This is a genomic window from Propioniciclava soli, from assembly GCF_014858005.1.
GTDB classification, from domain to species: Bacteria; Actinomycetota; Actinomycetes; order Propionibacteriales; family Propionibacteriaceae; genus Propioniciclava; species Propioniciclava soli.
Map to the genome: position 1 here is coordinate 424,619 of NZ_JACYOT010000001.1, position 11,573 is coordinate 436,191.

Sequence of the window (11,573 nt, forward strand, 5' to 3'; positions counted from 1 at the left end):
TGAGGTCGCACCCGCGGCCCGCGAAGGAGGAACGATGAAGTACCTGGTGTTGCTGATGGCCGACGGGGACGAGAAGCCGTGGGGGGAGCAGACGGACGCCGAGCAGGCTGCGTCCATGGAGAAGTTCGATGACTTCGGAGCCGCGTGCGGGCGTCGTGGTGTGACGATCCTCGCCGGCGATGCGTTGGGCGCTGCGGACACCGCCACGGTCATGCGCACCCGCGGCGGGGCCGTCACCTTGACCGACGGACCGTTCGCCGAGGCCGTCGAGGGTCTGGGTGGTTTCTACCTCCTGGACGCCCCCGATCTGGACACCCTCACCGAGGTGCTCCGCGCCCTGCCCGCCTACGACATCCAGATCCAGCCGGTGGTGGACCCCTACGAGTGAAACGCCGGCCGGCCAGCTCGAGGCGGTGGTTCGCGACGACTGGGGCCGTCTGCTGTCCCTGCTCGTGGCACGCTTCCACCGCCTCGACCTCGCCGAGGACGCCCTCGCCGACGCCGTCGAAGCGGCGGCGAGGACGTGGCCACGCGATGGCGTGCCCGCGAACGGTGCGGGTTGGCTGTACACGGCGGCCCGGCGCCGGGCGCTCGACCGGCTCAGGGCTGAGGCCCTGCATCGGCGCGTCGAGCCATCACTCCCTACCCCGATGTCGCCCGGGGATCCGGCCGACCCGGGCGATCCCGGGCGCGTCGACGACGACCTCCTCCGGCTCGTGCTCCTGTGCACGCACCCCGCGCTCGCCCCCGCCGGCGCCTCCGCACTCACGCTCCGGCTCGTCCTGGGGGTGGCGACGGCCGACATCGCGCGCCTCTTCCTCGTCCCCCAGGCCACGATGGCCGCCCGCCTCACCCGGGCCAAACGCAAGATCGTAGCGGCCGGTCTGCCCTTCACCCTCCCGGGGGCAGGCGTCCTGCCCGAGCGCCTGGACGCGGTGGCCCGCACGGCCTACCTGGCATTCACGGCCGGGTACGCACCGGGCGGCGGCTCCGATGTGCCACGCGCCGAGCTCGCCGGCGAAGCCGTCCGCCTGGTGCGCTGGTGCGACAGTTGGTGCCGGATGAACCGGTTCTCGAGTCGCTACTCGCCCTCATGCTGCTCCAGCACTCGCGGCGGAACGCACGCGTCAACGGCGCCGGTGCACTCGTCGTGCTGGCCGAGCAGGATCGTGCCCGGTGGCGTCACGATGAGATCGCCGAGGGACTCGCCCTGCTGCGCTCATCCGTGCTGGGTCAACCCCTGTCCGGTCTGGCCGCCTCGTACGCCCTGCAGGCTGCCATCGCGCGCGAGCACGCCCTCGCCCTCGACCCGACCACCACCCGGTGGGACGCCATCGTCCGGCTGTACGACGCCCTCCTGGAGATTGATGCTTCGCCGGCCGCCGCGCTGGCCCGCGCGGTCGCCGTCGCCGAGGACGCCGGGCCCGCGGCCGGCCTCGAGGCACTGCGGTCGGTGGACCTCCCACACAGCCATCGCGTGGACGTTGTGCGCGCCGAACTATGCGCCCGGACGGGCGATGTGGTCGCCGCGCGGGCATCCTACGACCGGGCGATCGCCGCCTGCCCCAACGACACCGAGCGCGAGCATCTGCGTCGGCGCCGTGCCCTGCTCGGGTAGGCCCACCGCAGCCTCGACCGACCGCTCACGCGTGCCGGTGGATGTGTTCGGACTGCCGGATCAGCAGGGCCTGGAACGGGAGACGACCCCACGCGATGAGCCGCGACGTCAGCGGGCGGTCGCGCCAGTCCCACGCCATCTTCAGGTTGCCCGGGAAGACGCCGAGGTACAGCAGGGTGGCCAGGCGGCCGCCCAAGCGCCGGGTCTGCGGGGCGGCGAGCAGGCCAGCCACGGCCAGCTCGGCGACGCCGGAGCCGTAGGTCCACGCCCGGGCCAAGCCGGGCAGCGCCTCGGGGATCAGGCCGTCGAAGGGCTTGGGCTTGACGAAGTGCAGCACACCCATGCCGGTGAGGAATCCTGCTGAGACCAGCGCCGAAATCGTTGCCTTGCGGTGTTCGGTCATGGGCGGGCCTCGGTGATCGCGATCATGCCCCCAGCACACCACTGCGCCCCGGCCGGGGTCCAGTCCGGGTGGGCCGGTCGGCGTCCGGTCTCAACTCCCAGATGCGGCGAGTTGAACCACGAGGTTGATCGTGCAGGCGATGATGACGGCCCCCAAGAAGTACGACAGCAGGGCGTGACGCAACACGGTCCGGCGGATGGCTGTGGACTTCATGCCGGTGTCGGAGACCTGGTACGTCATGCCGATCGTGTAGGCGGTGTACGCGAAGTCGCGGTACGTGGGTCGCTCGTCACCCTCGAAGTCGACACCGTGTTCGGGATCGTCGACGTGTTGGCGGGCGTAGCGCAGCGTGAACAGCATGTGGACGACGAACCAAGAGGCGACCACGGCGGCGACGCCGAGCAGCGAGTCGAGCACGCGTCCCGTGGAGTCGGTGGTGCTGGCCAGGAGCAGGAATCCGACGCCCACGACGGACGCGAGACACGCGACGAGGAGGATCGTGGCGCCGGCGGCCCGGCCCGTGTCCTCGGCGCTGGCGTGCTCGGCCATCGCGTCCGCGTCCATCGCGCGCACGACCAGCCAGGTCCACACACAGAAGGTCGCCGACGTGGCGATCCAGCCCAGCAGGGGAGCCCACAGGGCATGCCCCCCGAGCAGGGCGCTCGTCGTCAGACCCACGGCGGCGCCGATCGCGACGCAGATTCCGACCCGGACGGCGGTCGACCCCGGCCAGGCGTGTGATCTCTCCACCCTGCGGAACCTACTCCTCCCCTCTCCGCTCCGCGCGCCACGCTCTCGGCCGTCGGTCACGACGGCAGCGCCACGAGTTCCTCCCCGGCCAGCCGGTAGCTCCGCAAGGCGTCAACGATGTCGGGGGACACCCCGGGCCCGACGTAGACGGTCCAGAAGTCGCACTGTTGCATCGCGGTGGATCGGAGGAGCCGCAGGTCGTGGTGATCGGCGTAGGAGTACAGCCGGGACACCATGTCGGACCAGTCCCCGCCGGACCGGCAGGCGATCTCCGCGAACGCGGGTGGGGCAGTGAATCCGTGCACGATGAGAACGTTGGGCTCGAATTCCTGCAGCCGTTGCTCAAGGGTTCCCCGCCGACTCTCCGCAAGGCTGCGATCGTTGTGCCCCCAGGTGTCCAGCGCCTTGCCCGACACGCTGAGGGGAATCAGGCCGGCCTCGGTGGTGGCCAGCCGCAGCGACGAGGTGTCGACACCGGAGAGCGCTCGCGAAACGGCGGTGTGGAAAGGGCTCTCTTGGTAACCGTTCCCCACATGCGAATACAGGGCCAGGGCCATGCAGAGGCCCACCGCAACCAACGCGGTGAGGGACGGGACCGGCCCGGCGACGGCGCGGCGCGCAGCCACGTCCGACAACGCCGAGACCATCAGGATGGCCAGTGCGGGCACCAGGGGCCACTGCATGCGTTCCCAGTGATTGAAGGTCGCGTGCACCGGCAGCCACACGACGGCCGCGACGAGGAGGGCGCCCACGACCACCAGGCCCTTCCATCCCACCCGGGCCCACCACTTCTGTCGGTTCCACACGATCACGGTGAGGGGTGCGGTCCACAGGAGATAGAGGCCAGCGGCTTCGAGGACGCTGCCGGGGTAGATCCCTTCGCCGGACTTCATGACGGCCGACGTGGGGAGGAGCTGCCCGATGTAGCCCACGCGAAACGCCACCCAGGCCAACCCGCCCACCACGAGGGGCACGACGAACAGCAGGACCGGTCGAATCAGCCGCCGCCACGAGCGGTCGGGAGCGAGCATCAGCCATGCCGGCGCGACCATGATGCTGCTCAGCACGAAACCTTCCGGACGCCACCAGCCGGCGATCCCTGCGCAGACCCCACTGGCGGCGAGCAGGACCTGCCACCGTGACCCGCCCACCTTGGCGGCCGCGCTCAGCGCTGCGAGCACCGTTGCCGCTGCGATGATGAAAGCGAAGATGGGTGGCGAGAAACCACTGGCGAGATAGCGATTGGCGGGTCCGCTGAAGATGACCAGCGTCACCAAGGACAGGGACGCCGCTGGCAGCTGCCACACCCTGCGATTCATGACGTCCAGGAGAACGCCCGTGGCGAACACCGCCGCGGTGTTGAGGGCCAGAGCCGCGACCTGCACCTGGACGCCCAGCCAGACCAACGCAGCCAGCACCAGAACGAAACCCAGATCCGTGGCCCCGTCCGTGACGGCCGGGGACTCGCCGGCGTTCCAGGCCAGTCCACCGCCGGAAGCGAGATTGTCGGCATATCGGAACAGCATCGCGGCATCCTCATACGGCGGGTAGACCCTCGGAAACCCTTCCTCGAGCATCAGCCACAGCGCCACCGTCGCCACGGCGATCAGTCCTTGGACGGGCGGATCAACAAGGCTCCCTCTGCTCCGTCGCCCGCTCGCATCCGGGGGGCTGTGGCCCTCCAGAGGAGAATGCACAGTGTTCACGGTCAAACCTCGTGGGAAGGGGGTGCGCGCCATCGCTGGAGCCTTCTGAGACCGACATTAGGATCCCTGCGGCGATCGCGCGGCTGGTCTCGACTTTTCCCTTGAACGGGGCCGCAGCCGCACCCCTGCCGCGTCTGCACTCGGCGCGTGGCACTTGGAGACGCCCCCGCGGGACGGGTCCGGGCGCCGTCGCTACCGGACCGTGGATGTGGACGCGTTCGCCGTGATCACCGCGCTACGGGGCGGGGTTCATCGCTGCATGTCGACGAAGCGGCTGAGCGCCCCCTGGAACGCGACGGGCAGGGTGGTGGTGGCGCCATTGCGGTGCTTGGCGATGATGAAGTCGGCCTCGCCCTGGCGGGGGGACTCCTTGTCGTAGGCGTCCTCGCGGTGCAGCAGGATCACGACGTCGGCGTCCTGCTCGAGCGAGCCGGATTCACGCAGGTCGGACAGCATCGGGCGCTTGTCGGTCCGCGCCTCGGGGCCACGGTTGAGCTGCGACAGCGCTACGACGGGCACCTCGAGTTCCTTGGCGAGCAACTTGATCTGCCGGCTGAACTCCGAAACCTCGAGCTGGCGGCTCTCGACCTTCTTGCCCGACGTCATCAGCTGCATGTAATCGATGATGATGAGCTTGAGGTCGTGCTTCTGCTTGAGCCGCCGCGCCTTGGCGCGGATCTCCATCATCGTCAGGTTGGGGGAGTCGTCGATGAACAGCGGCGCCCGCGAGATCTGCGCCGTCTTGCCCGCGATGCGGCTCCAGTACTCCTCGCTCATCTCGCCCTTGCGAATGTGCCCGAGCGGAACGCCCGACTCGGCCGCCATGAGGCGCATCACGATCTCGGACTTCGTCATCTCGAGGCTGAAGAAGATGCTCGTCAGGCCGTGCTTGATGGACGCCGCCCGCGCGAAGTCGAGCCCCAACGTCGACTTGCCCATACCGGGGCGCGCCGCGACGATCACCATCTGGCCCGCGTGGAGGCCGTTGGTCAGCTGGTCCAGGTCGATGAAGCCCGTCGGCACCCCCGCCATCACGCCGTGCTGGGCGAGCGACTCGATCTCGTCCAGGGTGAGCTCCACCAGCTCGCTCAGCGGCTGGTAGTCCTCCGCCGTGCGGTTCTCGGCCACGTCGTAGATCGCCTGCTGCGCCCGGTCGACGATGCCGTTCACGTCGCCCTCGGCGGCGTACCCCATCTGCGAGATTTTCATCGAGGCGTCCACGAGCCGCCGCAGGATCGCCTTGTCGCGCACAATCTCGGCGTAGTAGGTGGCGTTCGCCGTCACCGACACCGCCGACACCAGCTCGTGCAGGTAGATGTGCCCACCGATTTGGTTGAGGTGGCCGCCCTTGCCCAGGTTGTCGGCCACCGTGATGGCGTCCACCGGCTCGCCGCGGCCGTACTGGTCCATGATCGCGTCGTAGATCAGCTCGTGCGCGAGGCGGTAGAAGTCACGCCCCTTGACCAGCTCGGTGACCTCGCCGATCGCATCCTTGCTGAGCAGCATCGCCCCCAGCACCGACTGCTCGGCCGCCATGTCCTGCGGCGGCGTCCGATCACCCGCGGAGCCCCCCCGATCGAACGGGACGACGCTCGCCCCCGACCACTGGCCCTGCAGGTTGTCGACCGACACTCCTCTTCCTTCCCTCACGACCGTGACGCTAGGGGCCGCCTCTGACAAAACTGGCGAGCGGACCCGGTCATGGCACCGTAGGCCCCCGCCGAGCCCTCGCCAAACGCGCCCACCGGGCGCCGGTGTGGACAACCTGTGGATGGCTGTGGAGCCACGCGGGGGCGGCTGTGTACGACACGCCGTCGTCGTTGGGGATTGAGAAGTTTAGAACCCAGCGAAACCCCTCTGACAAGCTGCGATGCTCTTCACCGCTGTGGGTTGGCGCGGTGAGCAGGAGGTATCCGAATGGTGAACACAGCGATCTCGGGCGTGGGTGATGGGCCTGGGCGGCGTCGCATCGCCCCCAGCTTTTCCACAGGGCGGGCCCTCCGGGTGTCGAGTTCAGTCCCACTGGGATTTTGCCCGGTGCGGGCGGCCCGCAAGTGGCCGCTGGGTACCCCCACGGGGTATCATTGCCGAGGGAGGGGACGAGATGAGCGAAGAGACGATGCAGATGGCCGTGACCGGCGGGCACGAGAGCTGCGGCCACGAGGCCGGGCACCACCACGGTTACATCACCGCGCGCGAGAACTATCTGCGCCGGCTGCGTCGCATCGAGGGCCAGGCCCGCGGCCTGCAGCGCATGGTGGAGGAGGAGAAGTACTGCATCGACATCCTCACCCAGATCTCCGCCATGACGAAGGCGCTCGAGTCGGTCGGGCTCGAACTCCTCGATGACCACATGAATCACTGCGTCCTGGCCGCCGCCCGATCCGGCGACGACGCCGAGGCACAGGCCAAGATCCGCGAGGCGTCCGAGGCGATCAAGCGTCTCGTCCGCAGCTGACACCACCACGCCGAACCATCCGAACACGAAGGAGCACAGACATGGTCGATCTCACCATCAAGGACGCGAACGCCACCGGTGGGGGCTGCGGCTGCGGCTGCGGCGACCACGCCGCCCCGAAGGACGCCGCCCAGGCCACCTGCACCTGTGGTGCCGACTGCGGTTGCGGTTGCCAGGAGGGCAAGGCGTGCACGTGCGGTGAGCAGAAGGGCGCGCAGGTGGGCGTAAAGGAATCCGAGCAGTCGGCCCCGCTGGCCGGCGCGGCGTCCGGTGACGCGGCCGAGTCGAGCAACGCGGCCACCTACACCGTCTCCGGCATGACCTGCGAGCACTGCGTGAAGGCCGTCACCGAGGAGGTCTCCTCGATCGACGGCGTCACCGGCGTGACGGTCGACCTGGAGTCCGGACGCCTCGAGGTCACCTCCGACGCGCCGGTCGACTTCGACCGCATCGTCGAGGCCGTCGCCGAGGCCGGCGACTACACCGTCGCCTGAGCCGACGCCCCCGCCCGAACCCGGCACCACCCACTTTGGCCAGGAGCCCCGCGTCCGCGTGAGCCCACGCGGGGTCTCCTGACGAACCAAGGAGACCTTGTGTCCACCGACACCGACACGGCCCCCGTGGCCGATGTGCGCACGTCCGTCGAACTCGACATCCTCGGCATGACGTGCGCGTCCTGCGCCGCGCGCATCGAGAAGAAGCTGAACCGGCTCGACGGCGTGAGCGCCAGCGTGAACTACGCCACCGAGCGCGCCCACATCCTCTCCACCGGGCCGGACGCCGCCCACCTGATCCGGGTCGTCCGGGACACCGGCTACGACGCCGCCGTGCCCGACCCGGTCGCCGAGGAGCCCGACCGCGTCACCCCGCTGCGCCGCGACCTCGTGCTCGCCGCCGTGCTCACCGTGCCCGTGATCGCCCTCGCGATGGTGCCCGCCTGGCAGTTCCCGGGCTGGACGTGGCTCTCGCTCGTGCTCGCCACCCCCGTCTACGCGTGGTGCGGACGCCGCTTCCACCGCTCGGCCCTCGTGAACGCCCGTCACGGCGCCACGACGATGGACACCCTGGTCTCCCTCGGCACGACTGCGGGCTACCTCTACTCGGTGTGGGCCCTGTTCTTCACCCACGCCGGCGACTGGCACTACCAGCACCCCTTCAGCCTCGCCCTCGGCCGGGGTGACGGCGCCGCCGTCTACTTCGAGGCCGTCACCGGCATCACCACGTTCCTGCTCGCCGGGCGCTGGTTCGAGGCCCGCGCCCGCACCCAGGCCTCGGACGCCCTCCGCGCGGTCCTCACGCTGGGCGCGGCGGAGGCCACTGTGCTGCGCGACGGCGTCGAGCACCGGGTGGGCGTCGACGCGCTGGCGGTCGGCGACGTGTTCGTCGTCCGACCCGGGGAGAAGATCGCGACCGACGGCGTCGTGGTGGACGGGGCGTCCGCCGTCGACGAGTCGATGGTGACGGGGGAGTCGCTGCCGGTCGACAAGGCCCCCGAGGATGCCGTGATCGGCGCCACCCTCAACGCCAACGGACGCCTCCTCGTGCGCGCCACCCGCGTGGGGGCCGACACCGAGCTGGCCCGCATGGCCCGCCTCGTCGAGGACGCCCAGACGCGCAAGGCCCCGGTGCAGGCCGTGGTCGACCGCATCTCCGGGGTCTTCGTCCCCGTCGTGCTCGCGATCGCCGCAATCACCCTCGTCGGCTGGCTGCTCGCCGGGGAGACGCTCCTGTTCGCCGCCACCGCCGCCGTCGCGGTGCTCATCATCGCCTGCCCCTGCGCGCTCGGCCTCGCGACGCCCACGGCCCTGCTCGTCGGCACCGGCCGCGGCGCGAAGCTCGGCATTCTCATCGGTGGCCCCGACGTGCTCGAGCGCGCCCGCCGCATCGACGCCGTCGTGCTCGACAAGACCGGCACGCTCACCCGTGGCGACCTGAGCCTCGCCGCCGTCCACGCCGCCCCCGGGGTGACCGAGCGCGAGGTGCTGCGGCTGGCCGGGGCGGCCGAGTCGCCGTCCGAGCACCCCATCGCCCGGGCCGTGGTCGCCGCCGCGCGCGCGGCCCAGCACACGACGCCCCTCGCCGCCCCGACGCTGTTCGCCAACGTGCCCGGCGAGGGCGTCCGGGCAAGCGTCGACGGCGAGATCGTCACCGTGGTGCGGCCCGACGTCGTCGACCTCGGCCCGCTCGCGGACGCCGTGGCCGCGGCCGAGGTGTTTGGCCAGACGGTCGTGGTCGTGACGCGCGATGGCACCCCGATCGGCGCGCTGGCGCTGGCCGACACCCTCAAGCCGACGTCGGCCGAGGCGGTCGCGCGGTTCCGCGAGCTGGGCCTCACCCCGGTGCTGCTCACCGGCGACAATGAGCGCGCCGCCCGCGCGGTGGCCGACGAGGTGGGCATCGAGCGGGTGGTCGCCGGCGTCCGCCCCGAGGGCAAGGTGCGCGTGGTGAGCGACCTGCAGGCGTCCGGGCTGAAGGTCGCCATGGTGGGTGACGGCGTCAACGACGCCGCGGCCCTGGCGGCGGCCGATCTCGGCGTCGCGCTCGGCACGGGCACCGACGCCGCCAAGGAGGCCGCCGGCATCACGCTCATGCGGGGTGATCTGCTGCTCGCCGTCGATGCGATCCGCCTCTCGCGGGCCACGCTGCGCACCATCACCACCAACCTGTTCTGGGCGTTCGCGTACAACGTCGCCGCGCTGCCGCTCGCGGCGTTCGGTTGGCTCACCCCGATGATCGCGGGCGCCGCCATGGCGTTCTCCAGCGTGTTCGTGGTGGGCAACAGCCTGCTGCTGCGCCGGTTCCGCGGTCTAGGCTCGCGCCCGTGACTTTCGGCCTCGCGCACCACGACCCCTCGCCCCTGTACGTCTCCGACCCCCACCCGGTGCTGGGTGACACCGTGACGCTGCGCGTCCGCGTGCCCGACGCCCACCCCCTCGAGCGGCTCCACCTGCGGTACCTGCTCGATGGCGAGGGCACCTTCGTCGAGGCCCACCCGGCGCAGCAGGGCGACGGCGAGACGTGGTGGAGCGCCGAGGTCGTGATGGCCAACCCGACGCTGCAGTACCGCTGGTTCCTCGAGGGTCCGCTCCACCCCGGGGGTGCGTGGCTGAACGGCACCGGCGTCCACGCGCGCGACGTGCCGGACGTGGCCGACTTCCGCCTCATCACCGCCGCGCCCCCGGCGTGGGTGGAGGACGCGGTCGTCTACCAGGTCTTCTGCGATCGCTTCGCCCGCAGCGCGGACGCCGACGCCCGCCCCCTGCCCGGCTGGGCCCTGCCCGCCGCCTGGGACGACCCGCTGCGCACCTACGCGCAGCGCCAGCAGTTCCAGCTCTACGGCGGCGACCTCGACGGCGTCGCCGAGCACCTCGACCACCTCGTCTCGCTCGGCGTCACCGTGCTCTACCTCACGCCGTTCTTCCCCGCCGAGTCGAACCACCGCTACAACGCGACGAGCTTCGACGAGGTGGACCCCCTCCTGGGCGGCGACGCGGCGCTGACCCGTCTGATCGACGCCGCCCACGCGCGCGGCATCCGCGTGATCGGCGACTTCACGCCCAACCACACCGGCAGCGGCCACGGTTGGTTCCGCACCGGACGCGACGACCCCGCCAGCGCCGAGCGCGGCTTCTACACGTGGGACGCCGACGGCCCCGGCTACGCCTCGTGGCTGGGGTTCGCCTCGCTGCCGAAGCTGAACCACGCGTCGGCCGAGCTCACCGAGCGGCTGACCGGGCCCGAGGGCGTCCTGCGCCGCTGGCTGCGCGCCGGCCTCGACGGCTGGCGCATCGACGTGGCGAACATGACCGGACGGCTCGGCGCCGTCGACGACAACCGCGCCGTCGCCCACCGCATCCGGGAGGCGGTGGACGCCGAGGGTGACCGCTGGCTCGTCGCCGAGCACTTCTACGACCTGCACCACGACGTCGACGGCTTCACCTGGCACGGCGCGATGAACTACACGGGCTTCTCGCGCCCGGCGTGGGCCTGGCTTGAGCAGCCCGACAGCGCCGAGGAGGACGCCCACTTCGCGGTCACCGCGCGCATCCCGGCGGTGGACGGGCCGGGCCTGGTCGCGGTGCACCGCGATTTCACGGCCCAGGTGCCGTGGAGCGTCACGACCGCGTCGTTCAACATCGTCGGCTCCCACGACACGGGCCGCATCCGCTGGCGCGTGGGCGACCACCGAGGCCGGGTGCTCGCCGCGCTCGGCCTGGCCCACACGCTGCCCGGCGCGCCGATGCTCTACTACGGCGATGAGATCGGGCTCGCCGGTTCCACCGGCGAGTACGGCCGCCGCCCGTTCCCCTGGCAGGCGCCGAAGACCTGGGACCACGAGCTCCTCGCCGCCGTCCGCCGGTTCGGCGCGCTGCGCCACGAGCTGCCCGCCCTGCGCCGCGGCGGCCTGCGGTGGGTCGGCGCCGTGGCGGACGCCGTCGCGTTCGTCCGTGAGGCGCCCGAGGGGTCGGTGCTGGTGCTGGTCGCCCGCGACCCCGCCGAGCCGATCGAGGTGGACGCCGCCCTGCTGCCCGGCGTGGCGTCAGGGCGCGCCGTCCTCGGCGAGGGGATCACCGTGGCCGACGGCCGCGTCAGGCTGCACCCAACCCAGGCCGGCGTCGCCCTCTGGGCCTGGTGAGG

General features: G+C 71.2%; 9 protein-coding genes and 1 pseudogene. 6 read left to right on the plus strand and 4 right to left on the minus strand.

Annotated features, from left to right (window positions below; genetic code table 11):
* The first annotated feature begins 34 nt into the window (after window positions 1–34).
* Window positions 35–388 carry a YciI family protein gene (locus IFY26_RS01970; protein ID WP_232547327.1) on the plus strand — a complete coding sequence of 118 codons (354 nt, stop codon included), beginning with the start codon at window positions 35–37 and terminating at the stop codon, window positions 386–388.
* Window positions 389–1,093: 705 nt separating this feature from the next.
* Window positions 1,094–1,618 (plus strand): DUF6596 domain-containing protein, encoded by a 525-nt coding sequence (locus IFY26_RS01975; RefSeq protein WP_232547328.1) that lies wholly within the window; start codon window positions 1,094–1,096, stop codon window positions 1,616–1,618.
* Window positions 1,619–1,643: 25 nt separating this feature from the next.
* Here IFY26_RS01975 and IFY26_RS01980 read toward each other — a convergent pair whose 3' ends face one another.
* From IFY26_RS01980 to dnaB, 4 genes are all read right to left on the minus strand, one after another.
* Complete coding sequence (locus tag IFY26_RS01980) at window positions 1,644–2,021, minus strand: DoxX family protein (RefSeq protein ID WP_232547329.1); 378 nt, start codon at window positions 2,019–2,021, stop codon at window positions 1,644–1,646.
* Window positions 2,022–2,111: 90 nt separating this feature from the next.
* On the minus strand, window positions 2,112–2,771 hold the full coding sequence (locus tag IFY26_RS01985) for a DUF1345 domain-containing protein (protein WP_232547330.1): 660 nt from the start codon (window positions 2,769–2,771) through the stop codon (window positions 2,112–2,114).
* Window positions 2,772–2,827: 56 nt separating this feature from the next.
* On the minus strand, window positions 2,828–4,372 hold the full coding sequence (locus tag IFY26_RS01990) for a hypothetical protein (RefSeq protein ID WP_232547331.1): 1,545 nt from the start codon (window positions 4,370–4,372) through the stop codon (window positions 2,828–2,830).
* 354 nt (window positions 4,373–4,726) lie between these two features.
* Entirely contained in the window at window positions 4,727–6,013 is a 1,287-nt protein-coding gene (gene dnaB / locus IFY26_RS01995; RefSeq protein WP_232547465.1) for a replicative DNA helicase, read from the minus strand.
* Window positions 6,014–6,602: 589 nt separating this feature from the next.
* On the opposite strand from dnaB, the gene IFY26_RS02000 reads away from it, so the two are divergent.
* The 4 genes and pseudogenes from IFY26_RS02000 to IFY26_RS02015 all read left to right on the plus strand — a co-directional run bounded on the left by IFY26_RS02000 (window position 6,603) and on the right by IFY26_RS02015 (window position 11,571).
* On the plus strand, window positions 6,603–6,935 hold the full coding sequence (locus IFY26_RS02000; RefSeq protein ID WP_232547466.1) for a metal-sensitive transcriptional regulator: 333 nt from the start codon (window positions 6,603–6,605) through the stop codon (window positions 6,933–6,935).
* A 251-nt stretch (window positions 6,936–7,186) separates the two neighbouring features.
* A pseudogene (locus tag IFY26_RS18350) lies at window positions 7,187–7,426 on the plus strand (heavy-metal-associated domain-containing protein); the annotation flags it as partial.
* A gap of 102 nt (window positions 7,427–7,528) precedes the next feature.
* Entirely contained in the window at window positions 7,529–9,760 is a 2,232-nt protein-coding gene (locus IFY26_RS02010; protein ID WP_416046538.1) for a heavy metal translocating P-type ATPase, read from the plus strand.
* Window positions 9,757–11,571, plus strand: a complete 1,815-nt coding sequence (locus IFY26_RS02015) for a glycoside hydrolase family 13 protein (RefSeq protein WP_232547333.1) — start codon at window positions 9,757–9,759, stop codon at window positions 11,569–11,571. The genes IFY26_RS02010 and IFY26_RS02015 overlap by 4 nt, the downstream gene beginning before the upstream one ends.
* Window positions 11,572–11,573: the final 2 nt, after the last annotated feature.

What these genes read in the sequence shown, in the direction of transcription:
- IFY26_RS01970 (WP_232547327.1), top strand. Translation starts at nt 35, where the DNA reads ATGAAGTACCTGGTGTTGCTGATGGCCGACGGGGACGAGAAGCCGTGG.
- IFY26_RS01975 (WP_232547328.1), top strand. Translation starts at nt 1,094, where the DNA reads ATGCTGCTCCAGCACTCGCGGCGGAACGCACGCGTCAACGGCGCCGGT.
- IFY26_RS01980 (WP_232547329.1), bottom strand. Translation starts at nt 2,021, where the DNA reads ATGACCGAACACCGCAAGGCAACGATTTCGGCGCTGGTCTCAGCAGGA.
- dnaB (WP_232547465.1), bottom strand. Translation starts at nt 6,013, where the DNA reads ATGGCGGCCGAGCAGTCGGTGCTGGGGGCGATGCTGCTCAGCAAGGAT.
- IFY26_RS02000 (WP_232547466.1), top strand. Translation starts at nt 6,603, where the DNA reads ATGGCCGTGACCGGCGGGCACGAGAGCTGCGGCCACGAGGCCGGGCAC.